Annotated in this window: 23 protein-coding genes and 2 pseudogenes; 17 read left to right on the forward strand and 8 right to left on the reverse strand. The window is 58.0% G+C overall.

From position 1 onward, the window contains the following. On the reverse strand, positions 1-905 hold a 905-nt coding region (locus PL599_RS18535), incomplete at its 3' end, for an MFS transporter (RefSeq protein ID WP_271359573.1). A 280-nt stretch (positions 906-1,185) separates the two neighbouring features. On the opposite strand from PL599_RS18535, the pseudogene PL599_RS18540 reads away from it, so the two are divergent. The 3 genes and pseudogenes from PL599_RS18540 to PL599_RS18550 all read left to right on the forward strand — a co-directional run. Beyond that, a pseudogene (locus PL599_RS18540) lies at positions 1,186-1,797 on the forward strand (ABC transporter ATP-binding protein/permease); the annotation flags it as partial. Between the two features lie 16 nt (positions 1,798-1,813). Continuing rightward, on the forward strand, positions 1,814-2,002 hold the full coding sequence (locus PL599_RS18545; RefSeq protein WP_269824965.1) for a hypothetical protein: 189 nt from the start codon (positions 1,814-1,816) through the stop codon (positions 2,000-2,002). Positions 2,003-2,186: 184 nt separating this feature from the next. Further along, positions 2,187-2,999 carry a nickel-binding protein gene (locus PL599_RS18550; protein WP_137412124.1) on the forward strand — a complete coding sequence of 271 codons (813 nt, stop codon included), beginning with the start codon at positions 2,187-2,189 and terminating at the stop codon, positions 2,997-2,999. Between the two features lie 41 nt (positions 3,000-3,040). Here the strand turns inward: PL599_RS18550 and PL599_RS18555 are convergent, their stop codons facing one another. The 4 genes from PL599_RS18555 to PL599_RS18570 form a co-directional block, all read right to left on the reverse strand. Continuing rightward, positions 3,041-5,044: a hypothetical protein gene (locus PL599_RS18555; protein WP_269824966.1), complete on the reverse strand. Its 2,004-nt coding sequence runs from the start codon at positions 5,042-5,044 to the stop codon at positions 3,041-3,043. 147 nt (positions 5,045-5,191) lie between these two features. Next, positions 5,192-6,085 (reverse strand): DMT family transporter, encoded by an 894-nt coding sequence (locus tag PL599_RS18560; protein ID WP_077984396.1) that lies wholly within the window; start codon positions 6,083-6,085, stop codon positions 5,192-5,194. A gap of 249 nt (positions 6,086-6,334) precedes the next feature. Further along, positions 6,335-6,739, reverse strand: coding sequence for a hypothetical protein (locus PL599_RS18565; RefSeq protein WP_003505769.1), 405 nt, complete (start codon positions 6,737-6,739; stop codon positions 6,335-6,337). 46 nt (positions 6,740-6,785) lie between these two features. Continuing rightward, a complete protein-coding gene (locus PL599_RS18570) occupies positions 6,786-7,004 on the reverse strand; it encodes a hypothetical protein (protein WP_269824967.1) in 219 nt (72 codons plus the stop codon). A gap of 286 nt (positions 7,005-7,290) precedes the next feature. Here PL599_RS18570 and PL599_RS18575 point away from each other — a divergent pair, with 286 nt between their 5' ends. The 6 genes and pseudogenes from PL599_RS18575 (at position 7,291) to PL599_RS18605 (ending at position 11,620) form a co-directional block, all read left to right on the forward strand. Then, the gene (locus tag PL599_RS18575; RefSeq protein ID WP_020009926.1) at positions 7,291-7,632 is read left to right on the forward strand and encodes an ArsR/SmtB family transcription factor; all 342 of its coding nucleotides are present in this window, start codon (positions 7,291-7,293) and stop codon (positions 7,630-7,632) included. Then, complete coding sequence (locus tag PL599_RS18580; RefSeq protein WP_269824968.1) at positions 7,629-8,567, forward strand: SRPBCC family protein; 939 nt, start codon at positions 7,629-7,631, stop codon at positions 8,565-8,567. Before PL599_RS18575 ends, PL599_RS18580 begins: the two co-directional genes overlap by 4 nt. Before the next feature lie 307 nt (positions 8,568-8,874). Continuing rightward, positions 8,875-9,311 (forward strand): annotated as a pseudogene (locus tag PL599_RS22800) (winged helix-turn-helix transcriptional regulator); the annotation flags it as partial. Between the two features lie 569 nt (positions 9,312-9,880). Beyond that, positions 9,881-10,345: a nuclear transport factor 2 family protein gene (locus PL599_RS18595; protein WP_077984391.1), complete on the forward strand. Its 465-nt coding sequence runs from the start codon at positions 9,881-9,883 to the stop codon at positions 10,343-10,345. 2 nt (positions 10,346-10,347) lie between these two features. Further along, on the forward strand, positions 10,348-10,950 hold the full coding sequence (locus tag PL599_RS18600) for a TetR/AcrR family transcriptional regulator (RefSeq protein WP_269824969.1): 603 nt from the start codon (positions 10,348-10,350) through the stop codon (positions 10,948-10,950). A 184-nt stretch (positions 10,951-11,134) separates the two neighbouring features. Further along, a complete protein-coding gene (locus PL599_RS18605; RefSeq protein ID WP_269824970.1) occupies positions 11,135-11,620 on the forward strand; it encodes a GlcG/HbpS family heme-binding protein in 486 nt (161 codons plus the stop codon). Here the strand turns inward: PL599_RS18605 and PL599_RS18610 are convergent. After that, positions 11,613-12,035 (reverse strand): hypothetical protein, encoded by a 423-nt coding sequence (locus PL599_RS18610; protein WP_269824971.1) that lies wholly within the window; start codon positions 12,033-12,035, stop codon positions 11,613-11,615. The genes PL599_RS18605 and PL599_RS18610 overlap by 8 nt on opposite strands. 19 nt (positions 12,036-12,054) lie before the next feature. Continuing rightward, positions 12,055-13,005, reverse strand: a complete 951-nt coding sequence (locus PL599_RS18615) for an AraC family transcriptional regulator (protein ID WP_269824972.1) — start codon at positions 13,003-13,005, stop codon at positions 12,055-12,057. Between the two features lie 94 nt (positions 13,006-13,099). Here PL599_RS18615 and PL599_RS18620 point away from each other — a divergent pair, with 94 nt between their 5' ends. Then, positions 13,100-13,852 carry an SDR family oxidoreductase gene (locus PL599_RS18620; protein WP_269824973.1) on the forward strand — a complete coding sequence of 251 codons (753 nt, stop codon included), beginning with the start codon at positions 13,100-13,102 and terminating at the stop codon, positions 13,850-13,852. A gap of 88 nt (positions 13,853-13,940) precedes the next feature. Here PL599_RS18620 and PL599_RS18625 read toward each other — a convergent pair whose 3' ends face one another. Next, complete coding sequence (locus tag PL599_RS18625) at positions 13,941-14,672, reverse strand: SDR family NAD(P)-dependent oxidoreductase (RefSeq protein ID WP_269824974.1); 732 nt, start codon at positions 14,670-14,672, stop codon at positions 13,941-13,943. 81 nt (positions 14,673-14,753) lie between these two features. On the opposite strand from PL599_RS18625, the gene PL599_RS18630 reads away from it, so the two are divergent. The 7 genes from PL599_RS18630 (at position 14,754) to PL599_RS18660 (ending at position 19,382) form a co-directional block, all read left to right on the forward strand. Further along, positions 14,754-15,146, forward strand: coding sequence for a winged helix-turn-helix transcriptional regulator (locus PL599_RS18630; protein ID WP_269824975.1), 393 nt, complete (start codon positions 14,754-14,756; stop codon positions 15,144-15,146). A gap of 169 nt (positions 15,147-15,315) precedes the next feature. Continuing rightward, on the forward strand, positions 15,316-15,945 hold the full coding sequence (locus PL599_RS18635) for a hypothetical protein (RefSeq protein WP_269824976.1): 630 nt from the start codon (positions 15,316-15,318) through the stop codon (positions 15,943-15,945). 272 nt (positions 15,946-16,217) lie between these two features. Next, positions 16,218-16,529 (forward strand): hypothetical protein, encoded by a 312-nt coding sequence (locus PL599_RS18640; protein WP_269824977.1) that lies wholly within the window; start codon positions 16,218-16,220, stop codon positions 16,527-16,529. A 180-nt stretch (positions 16,530-16,709) separates the two neighbouring features. Next, positions 16,710-17,072 carry a hypothetical protein gene (locus PL599_RS18645; RefSeq protein WP_271359586.1) on the forward strand — a complete coding sequence of 121 codons (363 nt, stop codon included), beginning with the start codon at positions 16,710-16,712 and terminating at the stop codon, positions 17,070-17,072. A 251-nt stretch (positions 17,073-17,323) separates the two neighbouring features. Beyond that, positions 17,324-17,746: a hypothetical protein gene (locus PL599_RS18650; protein WP_269824979.1), complete on the forward strand. Its 423-nt coding sequence runs from the start codon at positions 17,324-17,326 to the stop codon at positions 17,744-17,746. Positions 17,747-18,215: 469 nt separating this feature from the next. Next, positions 18,216-18,500: a YMGG-like glycine zipper-containing protein gene (locus PL599_RS18655; RefSeq protein WP_077984381.1), complete on the forward strand. Its 285-nt coding sequence runs from the start codon at positions 18,216-18,218 to the stop codon at positions 18,498-18,500. Between the two features lie 207 nt (positions 18,501-18,707). After that, positions 18,708-19,382 (forward strand): response regulator transcription factor, encoded by a 675-nt coding sequence (locus PL599_RS18660; RefSeq protein WP_173991717.1) that lies wholly within the window; start codon positions 18,708-18,710, stop codon positions 19,380-19,382. Position 19,383: the final 1 nt, after the last annotated feature.

The following is a 19,383-nucleotide window of genomic DNA, read 5'->3' on the forward strand; positions in this document are numbered from 1 at the left end:
AATGCCATCAGGGCGGCGGTTACGATGAGTGCGAGGCGGATGCTGGTGTCAGCCATCCGGCCCCCCAGCACATTGCCGATCACGGAAGCAACGCCAAAGCCGAGCAGGGCGAGGGCAATCGGCGTGGTGTCAAGCAGCGTCACCTGTTCGAGGAAGGGACGCACATAGACCGAGCCGGCAAAATGCCCTGTCATCAGCAACAGGATTGCCAGCATCCCCAGTTGAACGCTGCGCCGCCGCGTCAGCCGGAAAACATCGGAAAGACTGTTGCTCGTACTTGCCGGCAGCGATGGCAGGCTGAATATCTGCAGCAGCATGGCAATGATGGCAAGCCCCGCCGTCATCGACATGGCTACGCGCCATCCCACCCAGTCGCTGATCAAGGCGCCCATGGAGGGAGCCGCAATGGTGGCGAGTGAAACGCCGAGGGTGACGATAGCCATGCCGCGCCCGGTCGAATTTGCGCCGACGAGCCGTGCCACGACCGCAACCGAAAGCGCCCAGAAACCGCTGAGCGCAATCCCCAGCCCGGCCCGGCCCAGCAGCAATAGCCAGAAATCGGCAGCAACCGATGCGAGAATGTTGGAGCCGATCGCCAGGGCGCTAAGACCGACAAGCACGGTCTTGCGGTTCAGTTTGCCGATGAGAACATTGCTCAGCAAAGCCGTCACGGCGCCCACGGAAGCTGTCGCCGTCACAACCTGTCCGGCTGTACCCTCGGTAATGCCGAGATCGCGCGCCATGGGCGTCAACAATCCCGCTGGCAGGAACTCGGCCGAAACCAGCGCAAAACTGGTGGCCGCCATCGAAAGAACCGCGAACCAGGTCGCAGCTGTCCATGCGGGTTCTTCTGCGGCCTCCAGGGCAATTGTTGACCCATCAAAATCTGATGTCGTGTCCGTCATGGTCTCTCTCCTTGAGTTGAGAGAGTTTTAGACGAATTTTTCCGGATGATATGTATCTAAAAATCCGAATTTCATGCCTATTCCTCCGAACTTTGTGCGTTGCACAATGTTGGCCGGCAGTGCGTACGAGATATTGGCCCCGCGGACCTTCTAGAAACAAGGCGTCCGGTCTCGGCATGCTTCGCCCTTGCAACGGAGACAGGGCCAGCGGAGCTTTCTTGCCCGACTGCAAACCCTTCCGGGCCGGCAACTTTTCAAACAGTCATCCGTTTATCCATCCATGACCGATGCTGACGCAAATCCTGAACCAGTCGATGGCGCCGGCCAAAAGGGTGCAGAGAACGTTCATGCCAATGACGCACCGGATGATCCACTCCCGCCGGAGGAAATAGGGCCCGTCTTGGGCTTGACACCGCAGCAGACCGAAGAGCTTCGCAAGCGATATCTTCTGAAGCGGTTCCTGATCAGCGCGCGGGGTTTCTGGAGCCGCCGTGGGGATGGACTTGCGTGGCCGTTCTCCATCGGGCTTCTGGTGATGATCGGCGTCAATGTCGGTTTCCAATATGGCATCAACATCTGGAATCGCGGGATTTTCGACGCGATTGAAAAACGGGACGCATCGACGATCTACTTTCTCGCTTCCATATTTCCGCCGCTGGTTCTTGGAAGCGTCTTTATTGTGACCTCGCAGGTTTACGTCCGAATGCGCATTCAACGGCGCTGGCGGTCGTGGCTGACCAAGGTGCTGGTCTCCCGATGGATCGCAAATGGCCGCTATTACCAGCTCGACCTGATCGACGGCGACCATCAAAATCCGGAGGCGCGGCTGTCGGAAGATATGCGGATCGCCACCGAAGCGCCCGTGGATTTCGTGGCGGGCGTCATTGCCGCCTAGGATGATGCAGAAGGTGATCGATGAATTGCCCGACGCCACCATCATCAGCGTGGCGCATCGTGCCGAACTGGAGGCCTTCCATAGCCGGAAAATAACCTTGGAGCGACGCGAAGGCGGCGCAAAGCTGGTCAGCGATATCCACCTCATTCCCCATAAAGTCCGATCCCGCTCCCTGCTTCGGCGCATGGTCAAGCGCAGGTAAGTCGCTGCGGCTGTCGGGAAGCCTTGCGGGCATACAGCCTGCGGCATTCTAAGGCGAAGGAATTTCGCCCTTTCCGGTGTTCCCGCCTTGTCCGGCGTCACCCGTAAGAACGATAGACGGCAATTCGGCGACGTCATAAAATGGCTGACAGAGGAGGCAACGATATACTCTTGGGAGGAAACCAATGCCTATCTTCATGGACCGGCACGAGCTTGCCGGCGTTTCGGCTGCGGATATCGCCGCAGCACATCTTAAAGATCTTAACATCCAGGATCGGTACGGCGTCAGGTTCTTGACCTACTGGTTCGATGAAAGGCGCGGTACGGCCTTTTGCCTTATGGACGCTCCGGACGCCGAAACCGCGCAGTGCGTGCATCGGGAAGCGCACGGGTTCGTCGCCAGCGAGGTGGTGGAAGTCGCCCTGTCGGCCGTGGAAGCGTTTCTCGGGCGAATACAGGATCCGGTGGCGCCTGGGGCCGCCTCGAGAAATATGGACCCCGGCCACCGCGCGATCCTTTTCACGGACATTGTCGGTTCAACCGAAATGACGGCCCGCCTCGGGGATCGCATGGCGGCGGAACTTATCCGGGCACACGATGCCCTCGTGCGCGGTTGTCTGGGGCGGCGCTCGGGGCGGGAAGTCAAGCACACCGGCGATGGCATAATGGCCGTGTTCTCCTCCACGCCATTCGCCGTGGATTGCGCCATCGATATCCAGCGCGAGTTCCATCGCTACAACAGCGACAGGGGCGAGCCCATTCACATCCGTATCGGTCTGGATTGCGGGGAGCCTGTCGAGGACAGCAATGATTTCTTCGGGACTACAGTGCAATTGGCGGCAAGGCTTTGTGCCGCCGCCGGGAGCGACCAGATCCTGATATCGGACAAGACTTTTCAGGAATATGGCGGCGCCGATGTCCTCGTGCACGGCGATCGCTACAGGCTGAAAGGCTTTGCCGAGCCGGTCCTCGCCTATAGTTGCGAGTGGCTGCACTAGCTACGCTTGTGCAGCCACTGAAGGGGCAGAGGTCGCTCGATTTATTCAGCCGTCGCCTGAATGTCGACCTTGTCGAGAAGACCCATCGGATTGTCGGAGGCGGCAACCAGATCGAAAATGCCGAGGCCGTTTGCGCCGGTGGATTTGACCGTGACCGTCAGGGTCCCGGGTTTGCTGATGAACTGCACGAGCGCTTCCACGGCGTTTTGCAGCTTGGGCTGTTCAGCGGCCACCTGCGGCAACATCATGCTCGCCACCAGAGTCAGAGTGGCGCGTACCTGATCTTCCGTCATGTCATTCTGCAGGGCATAAAGCTTGATCGCCTTCGCCATCAAACCTTCGTCCTTGATCGTGAGCTTCACTTCGCGGCCGGCGAGCCCGAAGAGCGCCGCCTGCGCGCGATTGACGTCGAAAGAGAAGAACTCTTCGGTAAAGCCGCCTACTAGACCGGCAAAATTGACGCTGCCGAAGTCCTTGCTGCTTAGCGAGATGTCGCGGATCACCAGATTGCTGTTCGGTTCGTCCCAGCCTGCCGCAAGGCCATAAGAGAAGGCGAGCGTTTCAAGACCCAGTTTGCGGGCTTCGACGAAAACTTCCTCCTGCGAGTCCGCGGGGATCGGAAGCGTGAGTTCGTCCTGCCTGATCTCGATATCGGTGGGGATGCCGTTGAAGGGCTTGGTCAGCCCCATCTCGAAATTCTTGAGTGAGAACTTGATACGCTCAGGCGTTCCCGTCGTTTCTTCCTCCGGCTTTTCCGGCGCGGCCATGTCGACGTTGATGCCGCCGACGCGCACCCGGCCAAGTTCTGGTATCAGGCGGTTAAACTGAAAGGTCTCGATCTGCGTCTCGTCGAGCGCGATGATCTCGGAAATTCCCTTGATCGTCGAACTCCAGTCAAAGCCCTTGAGGCTTGCTTCCGCAACTTCGATCTTGCCATCGTCGTCGCCGATCGACATGCCATTCAAGCCGAAGTCGAGCTTGCGGCTGTCCATCTGCATGTCGATACGGTCGATGGTGGCCTTGACCCTTTTGCCAGCCGCCCCTTGCTGTTCATCCGGTGCGTCGACCTTGAAGCCGATGAGCTGCATGTCGCTTTTGCCGACCATGTCGAGAATTGAGACGACCTTTGAGAAAAGCGCCTGGCGCGCTTCCGGTGAAAGCTCGTCAGGATTTTGGGTCGTTGTCAGTACTTTCAGAGTCTCCAGTAGCGGCTCGGCTGGCATCCGGGCGGTAAAGCCGTCGCTGCGGATTTCATCGTAGCTGAAATGACCGTCTCCGTCAGAAAAGGAGACAGCCTTGACGGAGAGCGGCCCGTAGAGCGGCTTCGCTTCCTTGTCGTCCGGGCCGGCCTTTTCCGAATAGAGCCGGGCGAGATAAGCGACATCGATGTTCTCGCCGGCGATTGCGCCGGTCGACACAACCATATGCTTGTCCTTTATCGCGCCTTCGCTGTCGGGAAGCTGCATCTTGATGTCGTAGCTGCCATTGTCGATAGAGTATCGGGCAATGCGACCGCCGGTGATCTCAGAGAAAGCGAGGTTCCTGTAAACGGTCTTCTGCTCGGTGGTGGCGACGGACTGGGTAAACGTCACCTCCGGCGTGGAGATGTTTGTTGCCGCGAAGCGCTCGATGCGCCGGGGCAGGGAGTTGCCGTTTTCTTCAGCTTGTGCCGGCTTTTCGAATGCGGCATTCTCGACGCGGGCCTGCGCCATCGAAATCTTTCCGGTCGGCACATCGATATCGATGGTCTTCATATCAAGCGCGCCGTCCAGAAACGGAAGTTTCGGACGTCCGTCGATAGCCGCGATCTTGATATTCTTGCCATCTTCAAGCGGCAACGTCAGATCGCGAACATGAATTTTTCCGAGAAAATCGACCTCGATGGAAGTGGCCGTCGCACCGCTGCGGGCAACAAGTTCTTTCACCTTTGCTTCGTAGAAGGTCTTGCCGCCGATGACGCCTGCGGCAGCAACGGCAATAATTGCAACCGCCGCCCAAAGCGCCTTGCCTCGACCCTTGCCGGTCTGGATGGTTTCCTGTTCCACGAAGTGAGTCCTCTCTAACGAACTGATATTCTGGGCCTTTTAAGCACGCAAAAGTTGCTTAGCAAGGGGCCGTGCTGTCTGAATCCTGGCGTGAAATGTCTCGACGCGGATGATGTGTTTCCGCACCCGTACCCCATCGGGTTGAAGCTATCTCCAGAACATGAGCGCCATACCGGCAACGACAAGGGCGGCGCCTGCCCATGCGCCGGGCGCCGGCATTTCCCGTGTTCTCAGCCAAAGAAGCGGCAGGATAATCACCGGCGTCGTCGCCGACAGTGTCGAGACGATGCCGACCTTGCCGCCGGAAAGGGCAAAGAGAAGCAGCGTCATGCCGAAAGCCAGGGCGATGATGCCCGTGAACGCTGTCTGCAGGAACAGGCTTCTGGTCATCGGGCCTCTGGGCCTGACAGCTTCGATGGGCAGCATGGTCAACGCGGTGAGGCAAAGGGCGGCCACCCCGACACGCAGCATGGAAGCGGCAAGAGGATCGATCCCGGTCGCCATCACGGGCCGTGCGATGAGTGAGCCGACCGCCTGGCTGAGCGCCGCCAGAAGGCCGAAGAGCACGCCAAGCCACAGAGGCCCCTTAACGCTCTCCCATTCATGCAGCTGGGCCTTACGTTTGCCGAAGAGGATTGCCAGCAGCACGCCGCTGAGTGTCAGGCCTATGCCGGCAATGGCCCTTGTGGGAAGCTGCTCGCCAAGCACCACCCATGCCAGCAGCGCGGCGATCGGGGCATTCAGCGCAAACAGGATTCCCGAACGGCGCGGCCCCAGCCGGTTGAGGCAGGTGAAGAGCAGCGTGTCGCCAACAAAAATGCCGATGAAGCCGGATAGGAGAAGCGACGACAATGCTTCGGGCTGAAGCTCCCGCCAGGAGCCTGACGCGAGCACATAGACCCCGAGCAGAGCGGCGACAAAAAGCTGCCGCGTCCTGTTGAAGGCGAGCGCGCCAAGCCGCCCCGCCGGACCCGCGGCAAGAAGCCCGGTTATCGCCCAGCACGTCGCGGCGCCCACGGCAGCCAGTTCATAGATCGGCATATTTTCCCCGTCGATTCACAGCCTGCTTCCGGCTGCGGACACTATCCCTGTCTGCACCCATCGCAGATTCCGGGGTTGCCCGCCATACCATAAGCATTGCCATCAACGGCATGAACCCGCATATACCCGCGCCGCGCCAGCCGGCACGGTCGCTACGCCACAGATGCGCCGCACTCGCTCAGCCGCCACTACTCGATGTCGGTGTGCACCGGCATCAAGACCGCGAAGCGGCAGTTCATACACCGTGCGTCACGCGCCATTGATGATATTGCAGATGCCCTCGCGGATGACGTTCTTGTCCGCGATCTGTCCTGCCTGAATGTTGAAGACAGCATCAATCCGCACCGCGGCGCCCTTCTGCCGGGCCACGACCCGCAGCGTCTGAATTCTGCCGCTGCCGCTGGTCTCCTGGTGCGCATCGATGGAAGACAGCGCCTTGTTGATCTGGATGCCTGAAAAACCTTCCGCCGCCACGGCCTGAGCCAGCTTTTGAAGCACGGCAGGCGCTTTCGCCTTCGGCAGTTCCTGCCAGGACTTGTAAGAGACGGCCGTCACCATCGGTACGCCTGAGACAGTGAAGTTCTTCTCGCAGGATGCGGCGAGGGCAGGGCTTGAGAAGGCGATCAGGCCAAGAGCTGCTATGACATATTTCATTTCGGATAATCCAATCGTGGGTAAGGGCTGAAAACTGCCGGCCGCATCAGAATGTCGACCGTTTTCCTCTGTAGGTGGACGGAGGCGGAAGACCCTCATGGGCCTGAGCCAGCGTTTCAAGCCATGTCGCCAGGCCAGCGGGAACCTCCTCGTTGCCCGCTTCCAGCGCCTCAATCCATGAAAGTTCGCATTGCAGCGCGGACGCAATATTGATCGGCGTCCAGCGGATCACCCACAGGCATTGATTAAAGCGTTCTGGTGACATGATGATTTGATGTTTTCCCCGTCTTTTCCCGGCGAAGCTCACTCAGGCGGCAGCGAGAGTCAATCTTTTTCTGCAACTTTTGATGGCCCGTTTCCGGCGCTCCAGTTGCATCCGCTGCCCGTTGCCGAACGCAAGGCGCTTGAAGGGGGAAAGGCCCGGTTACGCAAATGAAACGGCCGGGAGACGCATCGGCATTTCATCCCAAGGACCATTCCCCGCGATAAAACTTAGTTAACTTGCTAAGTTTTCCCTTGCCCCGTCACGATGAAGCATGATAGTTAGCAATATGACTAAGCATCATCAGGAACTTTCACTGATCTTCCAGGCTCTGGCCGATCCGACGCGACGGGCGATCCTTGCGCGCCTCGGCGGCGGGCCGGCACCGGTCATGGAGTTGTCCGCACCCACGGGGCTGCGTCTGCCCACGGTGATGCGGCATCTTTCCGTGCTGGAGGAGGCAGGGCTGATCATCACCTCCAAGGATGGGCGGGTGCGCACCTGCGCCATCGTGCCCGAAGCGCTGGAGCCGGTAAGCACATGGCTCGATGAGCAGCGGGCCGTGTGGGAGAGCCGGCTTGACCGGCTGGAGGCATTTGCAATGCAGGCCATGAAGGAGGATTCAGAATGACAACGAAATCAGGTCGAAAAAGCGCACACGCTGAACCGCATCAGCCGCAAGACCGTTTTGCAACGCTCAGCTTCGAACGGGAAATTGCCGTTCCGTTATCGGCTCTCTGGCAGGTCTGGCTGTCACCCGCCGCTCGGGCGGTGTGGGCCTCTCCCTCGCCGTCGGTCACAGTGGAATTCCTGGAGGCGGACAGCAGGCTGGGCGGGCGCGAAGTGTCGCTCTGCAAGGTCGCCGGCGAGCCGGATATTCGCTGTGAGTGCGGCTGGCTGGAGCTGCAGCCAACCCGCCGCAGCGTGAATTACGAGGTGGTCTCATCCGGCGGCTCAACGCAATCGGCAGCGCTGGTGACCGCCGATTTTCAGGCCGCGGAAGAGCGTAGCCGCTTGACCGTAACGGTGCAGCTTTCCTCGCTGGCCGAGGATATGCGCGATGGCTATCAACAAGGTTTCAGCGCCGGTCTCAACAATCTGGCCAGCGTGGCCGGGCGAACCATGGTCCTGGAACGAGTGATAAAGGCACCGCGCAACATCGTCTGGAAAACCTGGATGAACGAGAAGACGCTACCGCAATGGTGGGGCCCTGAAGGGTTTTCCTGCCGCACGAAGAGAATTGACCTGCGAACCGGCGGGGAATGGGTCTTTGACATGATCGGCCCTGACGGCACAGTCTTCCCGAACCATCATCGCTATGTCGAGATCCGGCCCGAAGAGCGGCTTGCCTATACGCTGCTGTGGGGCGAAAACGGGCCGAAACATGCAGACGCCTGGGCCTCCTTCGAAGATCAGGATGGCGGGACAAAAGTTGTGCTGGGCATGGTGTTCAGCACGGAAGCTGAATTCCAGCAAGCGAAGGGTTTCGGCGCCGTGGAGCTGGGTCAGCAAACGCTGGGCAAACTGGAACGCCTTGCCTCTTCAGCAGCGATCCTCTCGCCTTGAGAATGTTGTTCCGCGTCGTACGCAGCAACCGGACCCGCACGAGCCGCGCGAGGGGAGCGCGATATTAATCGCCAGCACATGGGGTGACGGCGGTCGTAGGCAGACCGGGCCGGACCCCAGAACCACATACGGCTGCAATCAGAGGCAAGTTCCTTGATGAGGCAACGGCTATAGTCCATCCGATCAGCGGGGTAGTGGCAACTGTATATAGGTGAGCAAGTTTGCTACGCCCCAAGCGAGGAGTGGGGCGGAAGCATCAAACGTGCCCATTGACCGGTTGGTATCGTAGCGCATGGCGGGATGTTGCTTCCTCAGCCTTTATCTGAAGTCCCATCGGAGAGAATACTATCGGTTATTACAAGGGGTCCGTGAGCATGGAAACTGGGAAGCTTGGCTGGACTTTCCTAGCCGGCGTCGCCGACACTGCCAATCAAGCGTTTGAGGCAGCTATTCAGATCGTCGATCTTTTCAAGGAAGATCGCGAGCGGATCACCATGGAGAGTGGTAGAGCAGGGTCGACCCTTCGTATTAACGTTTTTCCAGCAGGATCCTTTTCACACAGCGAACCAGATTGTTCAGGTGACGGGTTTGTCCGCTCCAACGGTCAACGCCGCACTCGCCGACCTAAAGCGATTGGGCATCGTTGATGAGGTTACCGGCCGCAAGCGTGGCCGGGTGTTCAGCTATCAACGATACCTTTCGATTCTAGGAGAAGGCACCAATCCCTTGCCTCTCAATTCATGACAAATAGAGGGGCCGAAGGTGCGACTTTCATCAAGGCGGAGAAGACTGAATTTTTAGAAACTTTCTCTTCTAATTGCGGCTCGAAGAGCACCCTGGCGAAGCGCTTAAGCGCGATGTGGTTCGTCAGATCATGGAGCGATGCTATCCGGTTGGTACAATCCGCACAGATGCGGAGTTAGCCCCCATCTACCTTTCGATTTCTACTTTTGTGTCCGATGACGATGCAATTTCCGCAGAAATGTGTTGGTCGCACGGACAGCGTCTTCCTAGGTCTTCACCCCTTTCGGCACCAAACCCCCCGCCCACCGCGCGTGGTGCTATCGAGCGGTGCATGCCTAAGGCGGCTGAGGTTTGCCGAAAATAAACCAGCGCGCGGCCGCACGCTCTGCCAGCTCTTGTCTGGCCAATTTAGACATCGGCGCCCTCGGTACGCGACAGGAAAAGGCCGTCGGGAAAAATTCGTTCCGCCTCAAAAAATCGTTGACACCCAAAATCGCCGTAGCTACTGTACCAATCAGTCAATAGTTTACCAAACAGTACAATCCAACGATTTACAAAGGAAAACCAACATGTCACGTCCTCCGCTCCCCCCTTTCACACGCGAAACTGCTATCGAAAAAGTCCGTCTGGCCGAAGACGGCTGGAACAGCCGCGACGCCGCCAAGGTCGCTTTGGCTTACACATTGGACACCCGCTGGCGGAATCGCGTCGAATTCGCCACCAACCGCGAAGAAGCCCAGGCTTTTCTGGAGCGCAAGTGGAACAAGGAGCATGAATATCGCCTCATCAAGGAGCTCTGGGCGTTCACCGGCAACCGCATCGCTGTGCGTTACGCCTACGAATATCGCGATGACAGTGGTCAATGGTTCCGTGCATATGGTAACGAGAACTGGGAATTCGCAGAGGACGGCCTGATGGCGCACCGCCACGCATGCATCAACGAAATGCCGATTGCTGAAAGCGACCGCTTGTTCCATTGGCCGCTCGGCCGTCGTCCGGACGGCCACGCCAGCCTGAGCGATCTGGGTCTCTAATCATGGCCCGCATGGTCGCTGAAAGATCCGACGCCATCACCGCCCTGGCCGAAGTATTTCGCGAGCATGGATACGAAGGTGCGAGCCTTGCCCTGATCGGCAAGGCCACTGGTCTTGGCAAGGGCAGCCTCTACCACTTCTTCCCGAATGGGAAGGAGGAAATGCTCCAGGCTGTGCTCGTCGAAATCGAGCAATGGTTTGAAGATTCCGTCTATTCTCCACTGCGAGACGGAGACGATGCCGATGCCGCGATCACGGCGATGCTCGATGAAACCGCGAAATACTTCAGGTCGGGCAGGCGCGTCTGTCTCGTCGGCGCTTTGGCTGTTACCAATACCCGAGACCTATTCGCCCAAGCCATCCGAGGTTACTTCGTCGCTTGGGTGGACGCTCTGCAAGCAGCGCTCGTCCGGCAAGGCCGTGACGCTGAGCAGGCACGCCTCCTCTCGGAGGACGCCGTTCTCGCCATCCAGGGAGCGATCGTCCTCTCCCGGGCACTCGACGATCCCGCCGTCTTCCAACGCGCAATCGATCAACTTCATTCTCGATTGGCAGCCGATAGAAAGAAGCTCGACGATAATGCTTCGGGTAGCGGGTCGCTTTGATCTCTCGCTGCTCCTTGACCTGAGGCATTTTATCTGCAGGCTCACCGCTATGGCGGGAGTGCGGGCTGCGGACGTCTTGCATTTCGGGAATTCATCGTCGTCGCGATAACCCGAGTGGTTTTTTGCGACGACGTAATCTGCCGCAACGGAGCCGCTCAGCGGTCGATAACTAAAGAGATCCCACATGAAGACCTTATTACTGGCCACCGCCATAGGTGTGCTTGGCGCCAGTTCTGTGCTTGGCCACGACACTGAGCATGAGACCGGCCTCAGAGCGCGGCTTGCGGTCAAAATCGCTGAGATGGCCGTCGCGGCGTGTGCGGTAGACGGTTACAATGTGTCGGCGGCGGTGACAGATCGATTTGGAGCCCTCCTCGCCCTGATACGCTATGAAAAAGCCGATCCACGCACGATCAACACGTCTGCGCAGAAGGCAGTCACCTCGGTATCGTTGCACAGCCCCACAAGCGCGATGGTGGAGAACTTCATCGACAGCCCGCATGAGGCAGCATTCACAGATACTTCAGGCTACTTTGTTTCCGGGGGCGTTCCTATCAAAGCCGGCGAGGAGACGATCGGCGCGCTTGGCGTTGCGGGCGCGCCGGATGGCGGCTTGGACGAAGATTGCGCCTACGTCGCAATCGAGGAAGTCAAAAGCCTCCTCAAGTGAGATCCCCGCAAAATTGTGTTTCTTGAAGCCGCGTCGAAGGCTCGGTGACTTTGGAGATTGGACATGACTGGCGCGGAACTGCTCGTTCGGGCCCTTGAGAATGAGGGCGTAGAAAAAAATTCTTGGCATCTCCGGGGAGGAAAATCTCTTCGTGGTCGAAGCCCTGCAGAATCTCGCTGTTATGCTTGGCGTCAGGCGCTCCTCCGTTACCGATGTTCTTCACATATTTGAAGGCGACAAGCTTATCAGGGCAAACAGGAGTTGCATCAAGGTCAGGAATTGAAATCGATTGATCGAAGTCGATGGTAAATCCTACGCGGCGCCCGAGGCGGAACACAATCGACTGATGGCGCTTGGAGTTGCCGGTATCGAAGTTTTGGAAGCCGTTCAGCAGGCGGGCCAGGAACGAACTCACCGATAGGTCAACTGCATTGTTATAATTCTGTCAGTGGCCGTATCAACCGGTTTTCTCCTGCCTCGCCGTTCTGTGCTGCCATACGGGCGTATCTAGCAGGTGGGATGCCGGTGCGTCGGGCAAAAGCCACGCTGAACGTACTTGCTGATCCATATCCGACCCGTTCGGCTACGTCCTCGATTGCGAGATCACCGCTCCGCAAGAGCTGCCTTGCCAACGCCATACGCCATGTCAGCAGGTATTCCATCGGCGCAACTCCGACTATTCGGCTGAAGCGCGCAAAAAATGCCGAACGGGAGAGTGCCGCCTCTTTCGCCAGATCAACGACGGTCCAGGGATGGCCGGGACGGTCATGCATAGCCCGAAGTGCCGCCGAAAGGCGCTCATCACCAAGCCCTCTGCCAAGGCCCTGTGCCGAATTGGTGTCGGTTGAGGACCGTAGTGCCTCGATCAACAGCACCTCAATAAGTCGTTCAAGAACGGGCTCGCGCGCTGCGCGCCGTTCCTGCGTCTCTTCGTCGATCAACTGCATCAACGTCGCAAGTCGGGGTTTGTCCCGAACCAGAATCACGTCCGGCAACAGGGAAACGAGCAGGGCCGCATCCGGTGTGCCGAAGCTGCAATGTCCGATACGCATTCGTAGTGCGGGTTGGCCGTCATGTGGTCCCACACGAAAATGTCCCTCATTGATCTTCGTCGGAACCGTCGCCGGCAAGTCGGCTGTGGCGTTGGAGCTTTCATTGATGATATCGCGCATAGCAGGCGCGAGAATGAAGTCTCCGGCCTGCAGGATAAACGTTTGTCGGCCACCGAAAGTGACCCGGCATTGCCCTTCCATGATGGCACAATAAAACGGCTCGCCGGTGCCCTCACGACGTATACGCCATGCACCGGCGCACTCCACCAGTTTGGACGCCCGGGCGGCGGGTTGCAGGAGTGTGACGATCTCGGTGAGCGGGTCTCTTGTCATATCGGGACTAATGCTAAAGAAATGAGGACGTGAGAATATATAAAGTCTTATTTCGGGTCGCTACCATAATGACACACCACTTATGGAGAAAATAATGCCCGCAATTCTGATAACCGGTTGTTCCTCGGGTTTTGGCCTGGAATCTGCAAAACTGTTCCTCGAAAAAGGCTGGGACGTGATCGCGACGATGAGAACGCCCGACGAGAGCTTACTCCCTGCGTCCGGGCGTCTGCGTGTTCTAGCACTCGATGTCACCGTCCCGGACAGCATCTCACAGCTTGCGAAGGCAACGGGTCAAATCGATGTGCTCGTCAATAACGCCGGCTTCGGAGCACCATCTCCTGTCGAACTGACTGCATCCCAGACCGCACAGGCACTCTTTCAGACGAACACGATAGGCACTCTGGCGATGATCCAGGCCATCGCCCCGCAAATGCGTCGTCGCAGGGCCGGCGTCATTATCAACGTTACGTCATCGGTGACACTGAAGCCGCTGCCGGTCATCGGGGTTTATCGCGCCAGCAAGGCCGCAGTGAATGCGCTCAGCGAGTCCCTTGCTATTGAAATGGAGCCCTTCGGCGTTCGCGTCCACATCGTTTTGCCCGGACGTTCGCCGGAAACGAGTTTCGGCGCCAGTGCCCGCCCACACCTGCGCGGCATGGACGATGCGGACTATGCGCCTCTTCTGCAGCAGTTCGTCAGGAATGTTCAGGACGACAAGGGCCCCGTAACCCACGCGCGCGACGTCGCCGAAGCGATCTGGAAGGCTGCCACCGATCCGTCTGCGCCACTGCGTATACCGGCAGGTGCAGATGCAGCGCAATGGATGGCTGAGGCGGGTCTGTAATCAGCGAAATTGCGATCCGTGGATTTTTCTGTCGAGTGTTTGCTGTACCCGACCATTCAAGATCGGGCACAGCGCTTCGAATTCTGGCTCAGACCTGCCGCAGGCCACCATCGACGCACAGTTCGGCACCGGCGATGTAACTCGCCTCATCGCTCAACAGGAACAAGGCAGCTGCAGCCACTTCGGCGGGGCGCGCCATTCGTCCCATCGGGATCGGAGCGACAATCGCCGCGCGCATATCTGGTTGCACCGCAGCCATCATTTCCGTATCGGTTGGACCGGGTGCGACGACGTTAACGCGTATACCTTTGGATGCCAGTTCTGCCGTCCAGGTTCGTGCATAGGAACGCACCGCTGCCTTGGTCGCAGCATATGTCCCATAGGAAGTGTAACCGCCGCTATCTGCAATTGATCCGACAAGGACGACCGAGCCGCCTTGCCTCATCGCCGGCAGAGCCGCCTGGAACCCGAAGACCATTCCTCGAACGTTGACGTCGAAGTGGCGGTCAAAGTGTTCAGGCGTTATCTCCGTGATCTGGGCGGGCTCAGAAAGACCGGCATTCAAGACCAGCGCGTCGATACGGCCGTGTTCCCGTCTCACTTTTTCGACCGCCTCCCGCATATCTTCGGGAAGCGCGGCATCGGCGACAATGCCGACCGCACCATGACCGATGGCAGTTGCCGCCTTTTCGGCATCTTTGATTCGGCGACTGGTGATGAAGACCATCGCTCCTTCGGCCGAAAGCCGCTCTGCAATTGCCAAGCCGATACCCTTGGCGCCCCCGACAATCAGGGCAACCTTGTTACTCATCCGAGCCATCGTAAGTCCTTTCAATTGATGGTCTCTGCATGATATACGTTAGATATCTGGTATCAATTACGCACCTTAAGTAGCCTAGATATGGACGAGTATACCGACCTTGAAGCGCGCTCTCAGTGCGCCCTTAGAGACATGGCGCAGGTTCGCCCCGTGCTCGACAAGATCGCGGACAAATGGACAATCCTGATTCTGACGGTGATTTGTCCCAGGCCCTCGCGCTTCAACGAGATCAAGCGCCGTCTCGACGGCATCACCCACAAGGCTTTGGCGGATGCTCTAAAGAGGCTTGAGCGGAACGGTCTTGTGACGAGGACTGTCCTGCCGACTCAGCCTGTGGGTGTGGAATATGCGATCACCCCGCTGGGCCATTCGCTGCGGCAACCGTTTGAGGCCCTGTGCTCATGGGCAGCAGCAAACGGCGATAAGGTCGAGGCGGCTGCGCTGCGTTATGACAACAAGGCAAATCATCGCTGATATCGCGATGGCCGCTTGAGCACATGCTGGCCGGAAGGCTCGTCGTTTTTAACCGGAGAGCCATGCTCGCTAAGCAGGGCGTTTCCGCTAATCGTAGGATGGTTTGAATCTACGGTCGCCGAACAGTTCACCTCGTTGAACGAAAAGAGATCGGCACTATCTAGGAGAGATGCGGAAACTGGAGAAGAGCGATATCGAACTGATTAGAACGTGGGTGTTGTCGCCTGCGATGACGCTCGGGTCGTCCGTTCGAGCGAAAGGCATTCTGCAGGAAATGCAGGCCCGACTGACGGCGGCTTTGAAGAAAGCGATTAGCCTGGAGGGCAACGAGATCACGCTCGCGATGCCAGCCCGCGACAAAAACGCGTTCGACGCAGCTGCGAGGATCGTGGCCGGCGTGATGATGGAAGCCGAAACTCTTCCGGTGATCCCGCGAGAGATACAGGACATCCTCGCCATCAAGACGAGCGAGCGACATCGCTGGCTCGCAGATGGGCGTCTCAAGAGCGCCGGGACAAGAACCGTGCGGCTGAACGGCCGTGCCCGGCGGATCACCTTCCATGTCTTCGATCCAAAGGTGGTCGAGGACCTCCTCGATCGCGGGGTCGTGGAAGAGTGGCGGGTGGAGGATGCGGAGGCGAAGGCAGAGAAACGACAGAAAGCGGCCTATCAGAGGCGGCTGGCTCGATCGCTCAAAAAGAAGATGACACCGGGAGACAAGGCGGGTCATAAGGCCGACGAAGGCGCAGCCGACCTTCATGGATGGGGAGAGTTCGACCGGGATGGGTTCCTTCGATAAGCAATCGGACCCAAGGTCGTCGATAAGATGGTGCCTCCAGCGATTTCGCGAGGCTCTCCCTCCAGCGTTACGGAACGTTCTGTTGTTATCACGCAGCATCGATCGTGGCCGCGGGCCTGGGTCGACCCTTCGCGGAATGGAAGGTGGCATAGACTTCCGGCCGGGACGTCACGGAAGCCGCCCCCACCAGTATGTAGAGAAACTTCTGATTGAGGGAACAAACAGGACAAAATTCCCGTTGCTCGTCACAATAATTTCTTTGGAGGCACGTCATGAGACTCAAGCTGGCTTTAAGCGTGGTTCTAAGCGTTACCTTTACTGCGGCAGCGGCGGAAGCGCGGACCCAATTGCATCTTTACGGCACCGTTCCGGTGACGGGTAACCGTGTACTGGAGATGGCCTATCAGGCAGCCCTCGACAGATGCAGTATCGAACGTTACCGATCATATGGCGACGTGGGTTTCTATGTAGGTGCCTATGGCTCCGCCCAGGTGCGCAGCTGCATGTATAGCAAGGGTTTCGTCGTAGAGAACGGTGAGCCTTTCGCATACCCTGTAAAAAAAGCGACCTACCTTTCATGGTGACGAGATCACGAAACGTCGGACGGCGGACCGCCTGAGGGTTACAGCCTCGGAGTGAGGGCCGTCTTCGGAATTCACAAGTTGCTGGTCTCAGCGGCAAGTGATTTTTCAGTTGACTGACCCGAATCCATATTGAAAATCGGCGACAGAGTATCGATTTCAGGTGATAACCTGGAGGTCGACATGATCTCCGTTATTTTCGCGTTTTGCGCGCTTGCGGCAACATTCTCTGCCTGTCGGCATTTCGCCGCCAAGGCTCTGCTTGTCCAAAGCGAAATCGACAAGGCCATCGCAAGGCGGTTTGAATCGAGCGGAAAGGTTATCGAACTGGCGAAGCTGCAAGAGGCAAATGCGGTCATGCGTAATCTTCTGCTGGACCTTCTGGAAAACGAAGCAGCTTTTCCAGTCCAGTCAGCACCTCCATCGAGGGTCGATTTGCGCAGGATGGGCGCCGCAAAGGTCCAGAGGTATCGGGAAATTCTTGCTGAAAGTCGGTACGTCTTGCAAAAGCGTGGAGCCATTGGGGTCTTCGAAGACCACGGCTGATTTAAGGCCGACCAACGCAGGTCTTTAGTTTAGGAACAGCTCGCGCAGGGTCCTCAAGGGAGTGCTGTAGGAAGAAAGGCCTGAAGTTTTCCTTGTAGAGCGAACGAGGCATCTTCACGCTCATGGACCGCTTAACCCGATGCGACATTCTTGACAAACCGTTTCTGCGTGGACTCCATCTGGAATTGCCGACGTGTTTTGACTATCAGGGTAGCGCGTCGCAGCTGAAGCGAAGCAAAAAGTGTATTCGCATGAAAGCTGATAAAGGAATCCGGATGTCGATCAGTGTACAGAGAACAATTCCTGCCGAGCGGATGCGCCAGTTCCATCAGATGGTTGATCGGTGGTTGGACGAAGGTCCGATCAAGCTCGCGACCAACGCAACAATAACCGCCATGGAGAACGCCGGCATCCCAAAGGCCGAACAGGCAGCGATCATCGAGGACCGCGACATCATCATGAAATACAATATGCGCCTCGGTGTAATCAGCGAGGTATTCGGTCCCGCCATCGAGAAGGCGGTGGGGTCGTACCGCTCGGGACGTGAAGCACAGGACGAGATCGCGCGTTTGATTGTAACTGCAATGGGTCTCCGACAGGACGATGACAGCGAACAGGTCACGTTCACCTTCACGACCCAGAGTGAGGCAGATGTATTCGAAAAAGCCACTTGAAACATCACATTCCGCCCACTGCGTCGCGTGCGGGTCAGAGCTTGGGAACGTGACCGTCAATGCGGCTGAAGAGCAGGCAAGATTAGCTCGGGGCTACCATCGATCAATGTGATCTCGTCCTGGCGAACTCATCGATTGTGCGAAGCATGTCGCCCTCGTTAATCTGCACCGACAAGGTTTCACTGTCGTGTTTGCGCGCCGCAAGAACGTTGGCGAGGGACTGCGCTTAGTCATTTCGGCTCTTCATCCTGAAACGCAGTGAGGAACAGCGAGAATCCGGAGCCTATAAATGGACGGCGGTCACTTGAGAATGGGTGATCGCTAAGACGCGCGTCCTACAAGAATTTCCCCCTTCGACAGGCGTCGACGGCGCCGGTTCTGCGTAACTTCCCCGTAATTTTCGGCGGCCATACGTCTCTGCCTCAACGGTCGATGGACGGCCGCCGTGGCGGTGAATGAAAGGACAGGCATGAAAAAGATTATCTCGGGCGTACTCGTTTGCGTGGCACTGACCGCGTGCAGCCAGACGGAAAAGGGCGCCGGCATTGGTGCGGCGAGCGGTGCTATCATCGGTGGGCTGGCAAGCGGTACCTGGGAAGGCGCAGCAGTGGGAGCCGCCGCAGGCGGCGCGGGTGGCGCTGTGATAGGCAACATCAGCGAACGTAACGACAGGAACCGCCGCGACCGCTGGGGACAACGGGATCGCCGCGACTACAGCTGCAAATACCGGGATTATTACGGTCGCTGCCGGTAGAGATTGCAGCCGGGCTGCCGCACGTCAAAGGTTAGAGTGATACCGACGGACTCCGGTTCTTCGGTTTCCGCGTCCGCGGCAGTTTTATGACATCCGGTAATCTGACGGTCATGACATCGCGAACGTCGAGTTTATCTCGACCAATGGCCGTCGTTTTGCTGTAAGGATGATCGGAAACGATAGTCCGACTTGACTGAGTAGGCGACTATGAAACTTCTACTTATCGAAGACGATCCAGAAATGACGGATGCCTTGAGGGTGGCCCTCTCGCAGCATGGCATCGTTCTTGACGCGGTTGGCGATCTGGCAACGGCGCGGGAAGCGATCGCCATGGCGGACTACGATATCGTCCTTATCGACCGGCAACTGCCTGATGGTGATGGCAGTACCTTCCTTGCGGATTTGCGTGGCGCAGGTTCAAACACGCGATCGATCATCATCTCAGCTCTGAGGTCTACCGACGAGCGCATATCCGGGCTCAATGACGGTGCTGATGATTATTTACCGAAGCCCTTCGAAATCCCCGAACTGGTCGCGAGAATGAGCGCTGTGCTGAGGCGGGTGCCGACAGCAGGCCCGTCCGTCCTGTCGGCAGGAAACGTCACCTATGATCGGGTTTCGTGCGATGTGCATGTCAACGGCGTCCGGCTTGGGCTCACCCGAAGGGAACTGCTCATCATCGAGACTCTTTTGAGAAACCGCGGTCGTACCGTGTTGCGCTCGTCTCTTGAGGGGCAGGTCTATTCCTTTGACGACGAAATCCAGTCGAACTCACTGGAATCCAATATGTCTCGCCTGCGCCGAAAGCTTGGCGAAGCGGAGGCCGACATTGTTATCAAGAACATTCGTGGCATAGGCTACTACCTTCATGAGCAGAAATAGG

The organism is Agrobacterium sp. ST15.16.055, assembly GCF_027956555.1.
GTDB lineage: Bacteria > Pseudomonadota > Alphaproteobacteria > Rhizobiales > Rhizobiaceae > Agrobacterium > Agrobacterium salinitolerans.